This is a genomic window from Paraburkholderia humisilvae (genome assembly GCF_902859855.1).
GTDB classification, from domain to species: Bacteria; Pseudomonadota; Gammaproteobacteria; order Burkholderiales; family Burkholderiaceae; genus Paraburkholderia; species Paraburkholderia humisilvae.
In genome coordinates this window covers 1-15924 of record NZ_CADIKH010000013.1, presented here as the reverse complement: position 1 = coordinate 15924, position 15924 = coordinate 1, and the positions used below count along the sequence as shown (strand labels likewise).

Genomic DNA, 15924 nt, shown 5'->3' with positions numbered 1-15924 from the left:
ACTTGAGCACAAGCACGCGGTCCTTTGCGTGGTTTGATTTTCCAGGCATTGCGCCTGTCATCGGCGGCGCGCGCTCGCATGTGTGCTGGCGTGCGATGCTGCGGTTGAGCCGCGCGGACAGGTGATGTCTGCACGTATGCAATGCGGATCGCACCGGCTATCGACACGAGCCGGGCGCCCGGGTGCGATGGCGAGCGCAAGCAAGCCGGCAGTGAAGCATGAGTCTCTCCCTCCGTGGTCTGCGCCGCCGCATGGCGCGGTCGGCGCGATCGTTCTAGTTTGATTGGCGCGGGTCCGATATCGAACGCGAGGTGCTCGCGCGATCTGCGCTGCGGTGATGCGCCGTGCGCATTCACTCGCCGTTCATGCGCGTTTCCTCGACGCGACAAACGCTGCCCGACAGCGTACACGGTTCACGGCCGCACGCGCGTGCGCATTGCTAGAAGGATTCCTCAATGCGCGCCGCGGCGATTCGGGTTTTTCCTTAGCTTGCTGCGCGGCTCGGCGACAGGTTCGGCGAGCGATTCAGTGAGCGCGGCCTGCGGCCCCTGGTAGACCCATTCGAGCAGGCTGTCGTGTGCGTCGCGCGCGGCCTCCGCACGCGGATCGTTGATCAGGCTGACGACGACATAGCTGAAGCCATCGGCGGAAGCGACGTAGCCCGCGATCGCGCGCACGTCGCGCAGCGTACCGGTCTTGATATGCGCATTGCCGTTGACCGGCTCGCGCGTCAGCCGGTTTCGCATCGTGCCGTCGACGCCGACGATGGGCAGCGAATCGACGAACACTTGCGCGACCGGACTTGCATTGGCCGACTGCAACAGTTCGGCAAGCGACAGCGCGGTGATAGCTTCGTTGCGCGACAGGCCCGAGCCGTTCTCGAGCGACAGGTACTCGGTCGACAGCGCGCTGTTTCGCAGGAACGATTCGATCGCACGAGCGGACTTCGCGGGCGTTGCCGGTGGTTTGCTTTCGACAGCGCCGATCGTCAGGAACAGGTTGCGCGCCATTGTGTTGTTGCTGAATTTATTGATGTCGTGAACGATGTCCGACAGCGTCGGGCCCAGGTGGGTCGCGACGAGCCGCGCGCCGACCGGCACCGCGCCTTCACGCGTCGTGCCATTGAATGTGCCGCCAGTCTGTTTCCACAGCGCGAGGAAGCCGCCGGCGAAAAACGCCGAATGGTCGAGCGTCGCGACATTGATCGTGCGGTCGCCGCAGCGCAGCGGGTAGTTGCCGTCGAATGATGCGGTCACGATGCCGCCGGCCTCGGGGGTCACGACCGGATTGAGCGCGTCCAGCTGGCCGCGGCATGGGCCGTCGGTCGCGTGCAGATGATTGTCGATCTGCAGTTGCGCGAGCGCGGGCAGCACGTCGATCGCGACCGTGCCATCGGGCGACGGCGTCAGCGTGAACGACAGCGACTTGAACGCATACAGCAGCGGGTCCGGGCCGACGTTGTACGGCGCTTCGGTGTCGTCGTCGAATGCGGGCAGGTCGCGCGTGGACGGATCGAAGAAACGCTTGTCGAGCACGAGCGCGCCGTCGATGCCGGCGATGCCCGCGTTGTGAATCTTCTGCACGAGGTCGATCAGTTCCTCGGGCACGAGTTTCGGGTCGCCGGTGCCCTGAATGTACAGATTGCCGTGCAGCACGCCGTTCGCATCGAGGTTACCGTCCGCATACGCGGTCGTGCGCCAGCGATAGTCCGCGCCGAGCATCGACAGGCCTGCGTACGTGGTGACGAGCTTCATCGTCGATGCGGGCAACATCGGCTTGCCGGCGTTCAGCGCGAGGAGCGGCGTGTGATCGCCCACTTTTTCGACGACCACGCTCACCGACGACAGCGGCACATGTGCGCGCCGCAAGCCTGCCATGACCGCCGACGGCAGCACGGTGGTTACGTTGACCGATGGGTGCTGGGTTTTCTTGCGCGCCTGAGCGGGCGCTGCGCACACGAGCGCAGCCGATGCGAATAGCACGGCCGCGGCGCGCGCCGCATGATGCGTGCGTGCGGTTGCGGTTGCGTTCGGGTTCGCCGATATGACGCTGGACGGCGCGGCGGCAGTTGCGGAGTACCCAACAACCGAACCGGTGACGGACTTGCCGCGCGAGAATAATCGTGCGTACGAGAAAACGCGGGCGGACAGGCGGCGGATGGACAAACGGGCAATGGCGGACGATGAAGCGGGCGTCATTTACGGTCGATCTTCGGGAAAGCTTTCGTATTCGGTTCTTGCAGCGGCGCGCGATGCCCACGCGGTGGATTGTCTGCGGCTGGCAGTCAGAGTGCAAGCGCCAGGTGCGGGGTGAAGCGCAAACGCAACTGTGCGCATCGTCCCACGCACCACGCGGGTCGCGCCAGCGCGAATCGCGCAAAAGCGTTCATTGTAGAGATATGCCGAGCCGCTGCATAAAAAGGTTAATGCGAAAGCCAACCCGAAAGCCAATGTGAAGCTGCTGCGCGCGAGCTTGCGTAAGCGGGGGCTAGAATGCAGGCATCGCGTCCTGTTCACGAAAACCATGCGGATACTGCTTGTCGAAGATGACCGGATGATCGCCGAAGGCGTACGCAAGGCGCTGCGCGGCGAAGGCTTCGCGGTCGACTGGGTGCAGGACGGCGAATCGGCGCTGCGCGCCGCATCCGGCGAACCGTACGATCTGTTGCTGCTCGATCTCGGCTTGCCCAAGCGCGACGGCCTCGATGTCCTGCTCACGTTGCGCAAGCGCGGTCTGTCCGTGCCGGTGCTGATCGTCACTGCGCGCGACGCGGTGGCCGACCGTGTGAAAGGCCTCGACGCAGGCGCCGACGATTATCTCGTGAAGCCGTTCGATCTCGACGAACTCGGTGCGCGAATGCGTGCGCTGATCCGTCGCCAGTCCGGCCGCAGCGATTCGACCATCCGTCATGGCACGCTGACACTCGACCCGGCGTCGCATCAGGTGACGCTGGATGGCGCGCCGGTCGCGCTGTCCGCGCGCGAGTTCGCCCTGCTTGCCGCGCTGCTCGCACGGCCGGGCGCGGTGCTGTCGAAAACCCAGCTCGAGGAAAAAATGTACGGCTGGGGCGAGGAGATCGGCAGCAACACGGTCGAGGTGTACATTCACGCGCTGCGCAAGAAGCTCGGTTCGGACCTGATTCGCAACGTACGCGGCCTGGGCTACATGATCGCGAAGGAAGCCTGACACGATGCGTTCGATTCGCCGTCAACTATTGTTCTGGCTGCTTGCAATCGTGTTGCTCGGCGTCGGTATCGCGGGCTGGCTGATTTATCGGCAGGCCCTCGCCGAAGCCAACGAACTGTTCGATTATCAGCTGCAGGAAATCGCGGCGGCGCTGCCCGCCGAACCGTTTTCGCAAATCCTCAGTTCCCGCGATACGGGCGACGAAGGGATCGTGCTGCAAATCTGGAATCGCAACGGCATGCTGATGTACTACTCGCATCCGCGCGCGCCGCTCGCGCCGCGCGCGGAGCTCGGCTTCTCGACCGAGCGCACCGATCGCGGCGACTGGCGCGTGTACGGCGCGATCGTCGGTGACAACGTCGTGCAGCTCGCGCAGCCGCTGTCGGTGCGCAACCGGCTGGCGGCGAACGTCGCGCTGCGCACGCTGTGGCCGCTGATTGTGCTGCTGCCGCTACTCGGCGTCGCGGTGTGGGGCGTGGTCGGCCGCGGGCTCGCGCCGCTGCGCCGTGTGACCGGTGCGCTCGACACACGCCATCCTGAAGCGCTGGACCCATTACCCGACGCGCGTTTGCCGCTCGAAGTGCGGCCGCTCGTGCGCGCACTGAACGGTCTGCTCGAGCGGCTTGCGGTGGCGCTCGATACGCAAAAGGCGTTTGTCGCCGACGCCGCGCACGAACTGCGCACGCCGCTCGCCGCGGTGCAGATTCAGGCGCAGCTTGTCGCGCGCGCACACGACGATGCGGCTCGTAGCGAAGCGCTCGCCGATCTGCAAGCTGGCGTCACGCGTGCGACGCGCCTTGCCGAACAGTTGCTTGCCCTCGCACGCGCGGAACCGGACGGCCGGGAAGCGGCAAATGAGATCGATCTCGATACGCTGCTGCATGACTGCGTCGCAGCCTATGCGCCGCTTGCGCAGCGGCGCGGCGTCGATCTCGGCATCGAGGCGAGCGAACCTGCGTTCGTGCGCGGCGACACGGAAGCACTGCGCGTGCTCTTCAACAACCTGATCGACAACGCGACCAAATACACGCCGGGCGGCGGGCGCGTGGATGTTTGCCTGCGCGTGGCGGACAGCCGCCCGGTCGTGACGATCGCAGATAGCGGCCCGGGTATTCCACCAGAAGAACGCGATCGCGTGTTCGATCGTTTCTATCGCGTCGGCTCGGGCGCAAACCGTGCGCGTACCGATGTGGCCGGCAGCGGCCTCGGCCTCGCGATCGTGCGGCGCATCGCGCTTCAGCATGACGCGACCGTGACGCTCGGCGACGCGCGGGCGGGCGGGCTGCTCGTCACCGTGACGTTTTGAAACCCCTTTCTTTATCACTATTTTCCGCAACGGTCTGTTTAAGATTGCTTTAAGTGACCCCGCGTACTCTGCGACACATCGAGAACCACTCTCCCTGTCTGGAGTACAACGATGAACGCAAAAACTCTGTCCCGCAGTGCTGTCGCTGTGGCTGTCGCGGTTGCGCTGTCGGCCGGCTATGTAGCCGGGCGCCACAACGTGCATACGCCAGAAGTCATTCAGCCGGCGCAGGCTGCTGCTGCGATGATGCCGGCCGAAGCGGCCGCCAAAACCGGCATTCCCGATTTCTCGGGCCTCGTTGAAACGTACGGGCCGGCCGTGGTCAATATCAGCGCGAAGCATGTTGTGAAGCACACCGCGTTGCGTGGTGGCAGCGGCAGCAACAGCAACCAGCAATTGCCGATCGATCCTAGCGATCCGTTCTACCAGTTCTATCGCCACTTTTTCGGCAACGTGCCGGGCATGCAAGGCGGCCAGGGCGGTGACGACGGCGGCGACACGCCCGACCAGCCGAGCGCGAGTCTTGGTTCCGGCTTCATCATCAGCAGCGACGGGTACATTCTGACCAATGCGCACGTCGTCGACGGTGCAAATGTGGTTACCGTGAAACTGACCGACAAGCGCGAGTATCACGCGAAGGTTGTCGGCGCGGACAAGCAGTCGGATGTCGCGGTGCTGAAGATCGATGCGAAGGACCTGCCGACCGTGAAGATCGGTGACCCGCGTCAAAGCAAGGTGGGTCAGTGGGTCGTTGCGATCGGCTCGCCGTACGGCTTCGACAACACGGTGACCTCGGGCATCATCAGCGCGAAATCGCGCTCGCTGCCGAACGAAAATTACACGCCGTTCATCCAGACCGACGTGCCGGTGAATCCGGGTAACTCCGGCGGCCCGCTCTTCAACCTGCAAGGCGAGGTGATCGGCATCAACTCGATGATCTACTCGCAGACCGGCGGCTTCCAGGGTCTTTCGTTCGCCATCCCGATCAATGAGGCGATGAAGGTCAAGGACGATCTGGTGAAGACCGGCCACGTGAGCCGCGGACGCCTGGGCGTCGCGGTGCAGGGCCTGAACCAGACGCTGGCCGACTCGTTTGGCCTGAAACAGCCGCAAGGCGCGCTCGTCAGTTCGGTCGACAAGGATGGCCCGGCGGCGAAGGCTGGCTTGCAGCCTGGTGACGTCATCACCTCGGTGAATGGCACGCCGGTCACGGACTCGTCGGATCTGCCGTCGCAGATCGCAAACCTGAAACCGGGCAGCAGCGCCGACCTGACCGTGTGGCGCGACAAGGCGTCGAAAGACATCAAGGTGACGATTGGCTCGTTCTCGGACACGACGGTCGCGTCGAACGACGAGTCGGCGACGCAGGTGCAAGGGCGCCTCGGCGTCGCGGTGCGTCCGCTGACGCCGCAGGAAAAGAGCGGCGCGTCGGTGTCGCACGGGTTGCTCGTGCAGCAGTCGGGCGGCGCGGCGGCAAGCGCGGGCATTCAGCCCGGCGACGTGATCCTCGCGGTGAACGGCCGTCCGGTGTCGAACGTCGAGCAGCTGAAGCAGGCGGTATCGAAGGCGGGTGACAGCCTTGCGCTGCTGATCCAGCGCGATAACGCGCAGATTTTCGTACCGGTCGACCTCGGCTGATCGTGCGAAAGAACCTGCCGGCGGGACGCGGCCACGCGCCGCCTCCCGCCGCGCGGTAAGAAAGGAGCGGCCGACGGGTATGCCGCTTGCTGCTCCGGTTTTGTCGACTGTTCGGGTGATCCCGAAATAGGAGCTAACCAAATGGAGAAGCATCAGCAGTACTTTCCGCGCCGTTTGGCCGCAGTCGTTGCGGCCGCAGCACTTTCTCTCGGTTTCGCATCGGGCGCGTTCGCGCAAGGCGCAAACGGCGTCACCGGCGGCTCGACCGGCGACAACACCAGCGCCGGCAATGTAAACGGCAACGGCCTGCCGCAAATTCAGCAGCAAGGTGGCGTGTCGTACACGTCGGGCGGCGTCGGCCTTGACGAGTCGCATGCGCTGCGCGCGGCGGAACATGACTGGCCGCTGTCGCTGCGTTTCACGGGACCCACCTCCGATTATCTGGCTGACGTCCATGTGAAGATCGCCGACACGCACAGTGGCGATGTGCTCAGTGCGACATCACGCGGCCCGTATATGCTCGTCAAGTTGCCTCCGGGCCGTTACACCGTGCAGGCGTCATATGAAGACCGCGCGCAGACGCGGAGCATCACCGTGCCGGCGAAGGGCACCACCAAGGCGGATTTCTCCTGGCAGACGCAGTAAGGCGGAAAACCGGCGTATCCGGGCGAATGTCGCGCGGCGTCGGTCAGGTTGTTGCAAGCGTGCGGGAACGCGCGCAATCCACGACGGTTTGATCGATAATGAAGCCACGGACTTCCAGGTCCGTGGCTTTTCGTTTTTGAAAGCGCGTTTGAAAGATCGGCGACTTTGCTGCAGGTGCACAAGCGCTGGTCCCGCGCAAGATCAGATTCGTTCCGGAGCAGGTGAGATGAGCGGTGTTCCGACTGACGGCGGCGAAAGCCGCGGTGCCTCGCAGGAGCCAGGCGCCGCGCGCCATGGCGCGCGGCCGGACGCAGCGGCGGCGGGCCAGCCTGCCGAACATCGTGTCAGCATTTCACCCAATCGCCACCGGGTACGCGTGATTCATCGAGGCATCACGGTCGCTGACACCCAGTCCGCGCTGACGCTCGTTGAAACCGGCGTGCCCGACGTCTTCTACTTCCCGCGCGCTGATGTCAACATGGCACGCCTCGAGCGTTCGACCCATTCGTCCCGATGTCCGCACAAAGGTGACGCATCGTATTTTCATCTGCGTACTGAGGACGGAATCGTGGAAAACGCCGCGTGGAGTTATGAGGCCCCGATCGACGGAGCCGTGCAGATAAAAGGGTATCTGGCGTTTTACGCGTCGCGCGTCGACCGCATCGATCAGACTTCCTGATCCCGCGGTTGTGAGCACATCGGGAGGCGGCCATGGAACTGACCAACGCGGTAAGAATTCCGCTTGCACAGTCCGAAGTCTGGGACGCGATGCAGGATCTTGCGTTGTTGCGTGCAAGCCTCGATAACTGCGAGTCGTTCACTCGGCTGGCGGGCGGTGAATATGCACTGGCGCTGACGGTGCCGCTCGGACCTTTGCGCGCGCATTATGAAGTGCGTGCTCATGTTGCGAGCGATAACGGCACGGTCGCCGACCAGCCGCATCGTACGCTGAACTTCAAGGCGCGCGCGGGCGGGGTCGGTTCGCTGCGCGGCCAGATCGACGTCGCGTTGCGCGCCGACGATGAGACCCCGGGCAACCCGCCGAGCACGCGCATCGACTACGCGGTATGGGCCACGTCAACCGGGCCGCTTGCCGAATTGCCGGCGCGACAGATCGAGAATGCGCTGCACGAGCTCGCGGACGATTTTTTCACCGAGTTTTGCGCGGTCGTGCAGGCGAAGCACGGGCAGGGACCGAACCAGTCGCGCGGTACGCCGCCGCGTCGGCAGCATGTGTTCCTGCGGCCGATCAGCCTTGCCGGCGTCGCGCGCCGCGCGCGGCACGATCATGGCGGCGCGCTGTCCGGCCGCGCGATACATTCGACGCTCGGCGCGCGTGCGCATCATGAACACCCACCGCACGTACTCCCGCATTGGGCGTGGGCCGCGATGATTTTTTTCGTCGCGTTGCTGTTGTACGTCGCGCGCTGGTTCAGCGGCAGCTAGGACACTGCGCGCCGGGCGTGACGCGTTAAAGGCGCCCGGCGGCGGCCATCACGCTGCCCACATCACGCCGCCGGTTACTCGCTGGACCCGATGCGCAACGACGGGCCGAATCGCAATGCGTCGACCACCGCCTCGACCATCTCGCGCGCGTACTTGCCGTAGTCGACCGAGCATGGCAGAAACAGCATGTCGCGCAACGCGCCGCTGACGAACGAATGCAGGATCGATGCCGCGCGCGTCGTGTTCAGATCGGCCGGCAACTGCCCCTTCGATACCGCATTGCGCAGCCCGCCCTGGATGTTCGCGAGCCCTTCGCGCATATCGTTCTGATGGCGCGCCATGACCGGCCCCATCTCTTCAACGAACTCGCATTTCAGAAAAAGGATGTCGAACACGCGGCGCTGCCGCGAATCGATCGCGGTGTTGCGCAGCACGACCGTGAGGATGTCGATCAGCTTGCCGAGCGGATCCGGTTCCTGCGGATCGAGCGATGCCGCTTTCAGTTCGTCGAGCGGCATCAGCACCCGATCGAACATCGCGGTGAAAAGATCGCCTTTGTTTTCGAAATGCCAGTAGATCGCGCCGCGCGTGACACCCGCGGTCTGTGCGATATCTGACAGCGAAGTGCGAGAAACCCCCTTCTCGAAGAACACCTTTTCGGCCGCATCGAGAATGCGGCTTCGCGTTTCCAGTGCCTCTTCCTTGGTTCGTCGGACCATATCTTCAGACTACCTGTATTGCTGGATTTCCCTGAGGTTTTTAAACGTCGATGATAAGGATCATCTCGTGTAGTCGTTCTCACGGAAACTACTGTTCCATGGATGCGCGCCAATCCAGCGCGGATAAACTTTTACATGCATTCGTGAACGTATCTATAATAGCACCCTAAACGATCGGATGACCCAGCTCACCCGACCGGTTAATATCCGTCACTGTTGCTTTCAAACACCTTTACGCCACCCTTCCGAAGGGTGCGCGGTGCGGCATTTTCCCGGTTTGGCGCATTCCAGAGTGCGGTGCTCCCGCAGCAAACGGCATCCATGGGCTTCCCGGTCGGGGGCGTCGCAAGACGCCTGTGCGCACCGTCGTCATCCTGGTAGCCGGTGCGCGCTATTCCTTCTCAGTCTCTGACAGAGGTCGTTCCATGCGCGTCAAACGGGTTCCTATCCGCTGGGCTTCGTTCAGCCTGCTTCCTGCCGCGGCGCTTGCCGTCATGCTGGCGGCCTGCGGACCAAAACAATCAGTTCCTCCGCCGCAAGACCCCGAAGTGGGCATCGTGACCGTCCAGCCGACGCCGGTGCCTGTGATCACCGAACTGCCCGGCCGCACCAGTGCGTACCTCGTCGCGCAGGTGCGCGCGCGGGTCGATGGCATCGTGCTGCGGCGCGAGTTCATCGAAGGCAGTGAGGTGAAGGCCGGCCAGCGGCTGTACAAGATCGACCCGGCGCCGTATATCGCCGCGCTGAACAACGCGAAGGCGGCGCTTGCGAAGGCGCAGGCGAATCTCGCCACGACCACCGCGCAGGCGAACCGCTACAAGGTGCTGGTCGCCGCGAACGCGGTCAGCAAGCAGGACTACGACAACGCGGTCGCCTCGGAAGGCCAGGCGGCGGCGGACGTCGCCGCGGGCAAGGCGTCGGTCGATACCGCGCAGATCAACCTCGGTTATACGGACGTCGTGTCGCCGGTCTCGGGCCGCGTCGGTATTTCGCAGGTCACGCCGGGCGCTTATGTGCAGGCGAGTCAGGCGACGCTGATGTCGACCGTGCAGCAACTTGACCCCATGTACGTCGACCTCACGCAGTCGAGCCGGCAGGGGCTGCTGCTGCGCCGCGAAGTGCAGAGCGGGCGGCTGAAGACCACCGGCCCGAACGCGGCGAAAGTCACGCTGATTCTCGAAGACGGCCGGCCCTACAGCGAAACGGGCAAGCTGCAGTTCACCGACGTCACCGTCGACCAGACCACCGGCTCGGTGACGATTCGCGCGATCTTCGACAACAAGGACCGCGTGCTGCTGCCGGGCATGTTCGTGCGTGCGCGCATCGAGGAAGGCATCAACGAGGCCGCGCTGCTCGTGCCGCAGATCGGTGTCACGCATGACCAGAAGGGACAACCTACCGCGCTCGTCGTCGACAAGGACAACAAGGTCGAACTGCGCACCCTCGTCACGTCACGCACCTACGGCCCCTACTGGGTGGTCGAGGACGGTCTGAAGCCGGGCGATCGCGTGATCGCGCAGGGCGTCGACAAGGTGCGTCCGGGCATGAAGGTCAGAACCGTTGCCGCGCAGCTTCCCGCCACCCCCGCTTCCGATGCGGCAGGACAAGCCGCGCCGGCCGCCTCCGCTGCATCGGGCGCGTAATAACAGGGAGCCTGTTACATGGCAAAGTTCTTTATCGATCGCCCGATCTTTGCATGGGTGATCGCCATCGTGCTGATGCTGGCGGGTCTTGCGTCGATCTTCACGCTGCCCGTCGCTCAGTACCCGACCATTGCGCCGCCGTCGATCCAGATCAGCGCGACCTATCCGGGTGCATCGGCGAAGACCGTTGAAAACACCGTCACGCAGGTGATCGAGCAGCAGATGAGCGGCCTCGACCATCTGCTGTATCTGTCGTCGACGTCGGACGACTCCGGCACCGCGACGATCACGCTGACCTTCGCGGCCGGCACCAACCCGGACATCGCGCAGGTGCAGGTGCAGAACAAGCTGCAGCTTGCAACACCGCTGCTGCCGCAGGTCGTTCAGCAACTGGGTACGAAGGTGACGAAGTCGAGCAGCAGCTTCCTGCTGGTGCTCGCGTTCGTGTCCGAAGACGGCAGCATGAGCAAGTACGACCTCGCGAACTACGTCGCGTCGCACATTCAGGATCCGGTGAGCCGGATCGATGGCGTCGGCACGGTCACGCTGTTCGGTACGCAGTACGCGATGCGGGTCTGGCTCGATGCGAACAAGCTGACGAACTTCAGCCTGACGGCGGTCGACGTGCAGGCGGCGATCAACGCGCAGAACGTGCAGGTCGCGGGCGGCGCGCTCGGCGGCACGCCGGCGGTGCCAGGGCAACTGCTGCAGGCCACGATCTCTGAAGCGTCGCTGCTCACCACGCCCGAGCAGTTCGGCAATATCCTGCTGAAGGTGAACCAGGACGGCTCGCAGGTGCGGCTAAAGGATGTCGCGCGTATCGATCTCGGCGGCGAGAACTACAACGTCGACACGAAGTACAACGGCGCGCCGACGGCCGGCTTCGGTATTCAGCTCGCGACCGGCGCGAACGCGCTGCAGACCGCGAAGCTCGTGCGGCAGAAGATCGACCAACTGGCGCCGTACTTCCCGCACGGCCTCGTCGTGAAGTACCCGTACGACACGACGCCGTTCGTGCGGCTGTCGATCGAGGAAGTCGTGAAGACGCTGCTTGAAGGCATCGTGCTCGTGTTCCTCGTGATGTATCTGTTCCTGCAGAACCTGCGAGCGACGTTGATTCCAACTATCGCGGTGCCGGTGGTGCTGCTGGGCACTTTCGCGATCATGGCGGCCGTGGGTTTCTCGATCAACGTGCTGTCGATGTTTGGTCTCGTGCTCGCTATCGGCCTGCTGGTGGACGACGCGATCGTCGTGGTTGAGAACGTCGAGCGCGTGATGAGCGAAGAGGGGCTGTCGCCGCGCGATGCGACCCGCAAGGCGATGGACCAGATTACCGGCGCGCTGATCGGCGTCGCGCTGGTCCTGTCGGCGGTGTTCGTGCCGGTTGCGTTCTCGGGCGGCTCGGTCGGGGCGATTTACCGGCAGTTTTCGCTGACCATCGTCGCGGCGATGGTGCTGTCGGTGCTGGTCGCGTTGATCCTCACGCCGGCGCTGTGCGCGACCATTCTCAAACCGATTCCGCAGGGCCATCACGAAGAGAAAAAGGGCTTTTTCGGCTGGTTCAACCGCGTGTTCGACAAGAGCCGCGATAACTATCACAAGGGCGTGCACCATGTGATCAAGCGTTCGAGCCGCTGGCTCATCATCTACCTGGTGGTGATCGTCGCGGTGGGCATGCTGTTCGTGCGGTTGCCGAAGTCGTTCCTGCCGGACGAAGACCAGGGCACGATGTTCGTGCTCGTGCAGACGCCGGTCGGTTCGACGCAGGAAACCACGGGCCGGGCGCTGAAGGACATCTCCGACTACCTGCTCAACGACGAAAAGAGCATTGTCGAGTCAACTTTCACGGTGAACGGCTTCAGCTTTGCGGGCCGCGGTCAGAACTCGGGTCTGGTGTTCGTGCGGATGAAGGACTACTCGGTGCGCCAGCACGCGGACCAGAAGGTGCAGGCGCTGGTTGGGCGTCTGTTCCAGCACTTCTCGACGTACAAGAACGCGACGGTGTTCCCGGTCAATCCGCCTTCCATTCCGGAACTCGGCACCGCGGCGGGCTTCGATTTCGAACTGCTGGACCGCGCGGGGGTGGGTCACGATGTGCTGATGCAGGCGCGCAACCAGCTGCTCGGCATGGCAGCGAAAGACCCGACGCTCGCGCAGGTGCGTCCGAACGGCCTGAACGATACGCCACAGTTCAAGGTGACGATCGATCAGGAAAAGGCCTCCGCGCTTGGCGTGCAGCTCGCGACGATCGACCAGTCGTTCTCGATCGCGTGGGCATCGGCGTACGTGAATAACTTCCTCGATACGGACAGCCGGATCAAGAAGGTGTACCTGCAGGGCGACGCGCCGTTCCGGATGATGCCGGAAAACCTGAATGACTGGTACGTGCGCAACGCGTCTGGCGGAATGGTGCCCTTCTCCGCCTTCACGACCGGCAAGTGGACCTTCGGTTCACCGAAGCTGGAACGCTTCAACGGCATCTCGTCCGTCGAAATCCAGGGGCAGGCGGCGCCGGGTAAGAGTACCGGTCAGGCGATGGCGGCGATGGAAGCGCTCGCGAAGAAGCTGCCCGAGGGGATCGGCTACGACTGGACCGGCCTGTCGTTCCAGGAAATCCAGTCCGGCTCGCAGGCGCCGATTCTGTACGGCATCTCGATTCTGGTCGTGTTCCTGTGCCTCGCGGCGCTGTATGAGAGCTGGTCGATTCCTTTCTCGGTGATCATGGTCGTGCCGCTCGGCGTGCTCGGCGCGCTGCTGGCCGCGACGTTGCGTGGGCTCGAAAACGACGTGTTCTTCCAGGTCGGCCTGCTCACCACGGTGGGCTTGTCGGCAAAGAACGCGATTCTGATCGTCGAGTTCGCGCGTGAGCTGCAGCAAGGGCAGGGGATGGGGCCGATCGAGGCCGCTCTCGAAGCGGCACGCTTGCGGTTGCGGCCGATTCTGATGACGTCACTCGCGTTCATTCTCGGCGTGCTGCCGCTTGCGATCAGTAACGGCGCAGGCTCGGCGAGCCAGCATGCGATCGGTACCGGTGTGATCGGCGGGATGTTGACGGCGACATTCCTCGCGATCTTCATGATCCCGATGTTCTTCGTCGTCATCCGCGGCAGCTTCAGCGGGGAGAAGGAAGATCCGGACGCGGCGCTCGCTCATTACAACGAGCATCATCCGCACGATCCGTCGGGCGGTGAACCGTCGGGCGACGGTGATCGCAACGGCGGCGGCTCCGGCAAGGAAGGACACTAAGATGCTCAAACATTCTTTGATCGCAGCATCGGTGGCGCTCGTTGCCGCCGGCTGTACGATGGCGCCCAAGTACGAGCGCCCGGCGGAGCCGGTGTCGGCGACGTTCCCGCAAGGCGGTGTCTACGACACGCAGCCGGTGCCGGCGCGAGGCGAGCGCTCCGCAAACGGCGCGCCGGCAACCGAGATCGGCTGGCGTGACTTCTTCGTCGATGAGCAGTTGCAGCAGTTGATCGAGATCGCGCTGAAGAACAACCGCGATCTGCGCGTGTCGGTGCTGAACATCCAGGCGGCGCGCGCGCAGTATCAGATCACGCGCGCAGAGCTGTTGCCGGGTATCGACGCTGCGGCGTCGCAGTCGAAGTCGCGTACGCCGAAGAACCTGTCGATCCTCAACAATACGATCTCGAACGAGTACTCGGTTGGGCTGAACGCGTCGTGGGAACTTGACTTCTTCGGCCGCATCCAGAGCCTGAAGGATCAGGCGCTCGCGCAATACCTTGCCACCGCGCAGGCGCGCAAGGCGGCGGAGATCGCGCTGGTATCGTCGGTGGCGGACCAGTATGTATCGATGCTTGGCTTTATCGAAGCACAGAAAGTCACCGAGAACACGCTGCGTACCGCGCAGGATTCGTACAACATCACGAAGCTGCAGTACGAAACGGGCACGGGTTCCGAGCTCGACCTGCGTCAGGCTGAAACGGTCGTCGAGCAGGCGCGTGCGAACCTGCAGACTGAGGCACGCGCACGCGCGCAGGCGGAAAACGCGCTCGTGCTGCTGATCGGCGAGCCATTGCCGGCCGAATTGCGCCTCGGCCATACGCTCGGCGACCAGGATTTGTTGACCGATATCCCAGCCGGCTTGCCATCCGATCTGCTGACGCGCCGTCCGGACATTATGGAAGCGGAGCAGAATCTGCTTGCCGCGAACGCGAATATCGGCGCGGCGCGCGCCGCGTTCTTCCCACGCATTTCGCTCACCGGCAACCTCGGCACGTTGAGCCCGACCCTCGGCGGCCTTTTCAAGGCAGGGTCGGCGGCGTGGGGCTTCGCGCCGCAGATCACGGTGCCGATCTTCGAAGGCGGTGCGAACATCGCGAACCTCGATCTTGCGCACGTACAGAAGAACATTCAGATCGCACAGTACGAGAAGGCGATCCAGACCGCGTTCCGTGAAGTGGCCGACGGCCTCGCGGCGCGTGGCACGTTCGATCAGCAGATTGCCGCCCTCGAACGCGACACGTTCGCGGAGCAACGTCGGCTGGATCTGTCGGAGCTGCGCTATCGGAACGGCGTCGACAGCTATCTGTCGGTCCTGACCGCGCAGACCGATCTGTACTCGGTGCAGCTGTTGCTCACTGATGCGCGCGTACAGCGACTTAGCAACCTGATCGATCTCTATCAGGCGTTGGGCGGCGGGTGGATCGAGCGAGCCGGCGACACGCCGCGGCCGGCCGATGCGCCTGCCGACTACGGTGATGCACCAGCGACGCCCGCTTCAGCTTCAGCCTCCACTGCCGGCTGACACGTGGAATAGCCGATCGGCCGGGTTGACGAGGCGGAAGTGTATAGATAGAATTTCAACCTGAAAACTACGTACAAGCGAGTGCGAAAAACGTAGCGCCGCCCGGGTAACTGGGTCCCACCATGGAGTGGGAGTTCCGCCGCAAGGTAGATAGAGAGTCTCGCATACGACGGCCACCGGAAGGTGGCCGTTGGTTTTTCTGGCTCTGCATTTCGTCATGCAAAGTTTCACCAGGCTGTCTTGATTCCACACCACTCACTTGCGTGTTCGGCTAGCCACACTGGTTGGTTATCCTCGAATCTTCTTGCCCAGATAGGTTGCGCGCAGCAGCGTCGTAAAGTTGATCCTTCGCGCGCTGGTTTGGCGCTTCGTCAGCCCGTCACTATTGAGTTTCCCATAAAACATGACAACCGATTCGATGCTGGCGCGTTATATCTCTAACGGATTGAATGGAGATACGCGCCATGGCAAAGAAGCCGTTGGACGAGGCAACGAAGAAACGCTTGCGGGCCGGCCGCATGCTTCTGGCGGGCAAAGGCCCGGCAGAAGTGGCACTGGCCGTGGGGGTAGCCC

At 63.7% G+C, this 15924-nt stretch carries 11 protein-coding genes and 1 pseudogene; 10 read left to right on the top strand and 2 right to left on the bottom strand.

What is annotated here, in order from left to right; genetic code table 11:
- Positions 1-452 precede the first annotated feature (452 nt).
- Positions 453-2198: a D-alanyl-D-alanine carboxypeptidase/D-alanyl-D-alanine endopeptidase gene (gene dacB / locus HV796_RS15275; protein ID WP_246355876.1), complete on the bottom strand. Its 1746-nt coding sequence runs from the start codon at positions 2196-2198 to the stop codon at positions 453-455.
- Between the two features lie 325 nt (positions 2199-2523).
- Here dacB and HV796_RS15270 point away from each other — a divergent pair, with 325 nt between their 5' ends.
- From HV796_RS15270 to HV796_RS15245, 6 genes are all read left to right on the top strand, one after another.
- Positions 2524-3186 (top strand): response regulator, encoded by a 663-nt coding sequence (locus tag HV796_RS15270; protein WP_175227348.1) that lies wholly within the window; start codon positions 2524-2526, stop codon positions 3184-3186.
- A gap of 4 nt (positions 3187-3190) precedes the next feature.
- Positions 3191-4492 carry an ATP-binding protein gene (locus HV796_RS15265; protein ID WP_175227347.1) on the top strand — a complete coding sequence of 434 codons (1302 nt, stop codon included), beginning with the start codon at positions 3191-3193 and terminating at the stop codon, positions 4490-4492.
- Positions 4493-4603: 111 nt separating this feature from the next.
- Positions 4604-6130, top strand: coding sequence for a DegQ family serine endoprotease (locus tag HV796_RS15260; protein ID WP_175227346.1), 1527 nt, complete (start codon positions 4604-4606; stop codon positions 6128-6130).
- Positions 6131-6271: 141 nt separating this feature from the next.
- Positions 6272-6775: a carboxypeptidase-like regulatory domain-containing protein gene (locus HV796_RS15255; protein WP_175227345.1), complete on the top strand. Its 504-nt coding sequence runs from the start codon at positions 6272-6274 to the stop codon at positions 6773-6775.
- A gap of 226 nt (positions 6776-7001) precedes the next feature.
- The gene (locus HV796_RS15250; protein ID WP_175227344.1) at positions 7002-7454 is read left to right on the top strand and encodes a DUF427 domain-containing protein; all 453 of its coding nucleotides are present in this window, start codon (positions 7002-7004) and stop codon (positions 7452-7454) included.
- A gap of 32 nt (positions 7455-7486) precedes the next feature.
- Positions 7487-8221 (top strand): SRPBCC family protein, encoded by a 735-nt coding sequence (locus HV796_RS15245; RefSeq protein WP_175227343.1) that lies wholly within the window; start codon positions 7487-7489, stop codon positions 8219-8221.
- Between the two features lie 74 nt (positions 8222-8295).
- On the opposite strand, the gene HV796_RS15240 is transcribed toward HV796_RS15245, so the two are convergent.
- Positions 8296-8940: a TetR family transcriptional regulator gene (locus HV796_RS15240; RefSeq protein WP_175227342.1), complete on the bottom strand. Its 645-nt coding sequence runs from the start codon at positions 8938-8940 to the stop codon at positions 8296-8298.
- A gap of 425 nt (positions 8941-9365) precedes the next feature.
- Here HV796_RS15240 and HV796_RS15235 point away from each other — a divergent pair, with 425 nt between their 5' ends.
- From HV796_RS15235 to HV796_RS15220, 4 genes and pseudogenes are all read left to right on the top strand, one after another.
- Positions 9366-10583 carry an efflux RND transporter periplasmic adaptor subunit gene (locus HV796_RS15235; RefSeq protein WP_175227341.1) on the top strand — a complete coding sequence of 406 codons (1218 nt, stop codon included), beginning with the start codon at positions 9366-9368 and terminating at the stop codon, positions 10581-10583.
- Between the two features lie 18 nt (positions 10584-10601).
- Positions 10602-13829 (top strand): efflux RND transporter permease subunit, encoded by a 3228-nt coding sequence (locus tag HV796_RS15230; RefSeq protein ID WP_175227340.1) that lies wholly within the window; start codon positions 10602-10604, stop codon positions 13827-13829.
- A 1-nt stretch (position 13830) separates the two neighbouring features.
- Positions 13831-15351: an efflux transporter outer membrane subunit gene (locus HV796_RS15225; protein ID WP_175227339.1), complete on the top strand. Its 1521-nt coding sequence runs from the start codon at positions 13831-13833 to the stop codon at positions 15349-15351.
- Positions 15352-15815: 464 nt separating this feature from the next.
- Positions 15816-15924, top strand: a pseudogene (locus HV796_RS15220) (IS630-like element ISCARN39 family transposase); the annotation flags it as partial.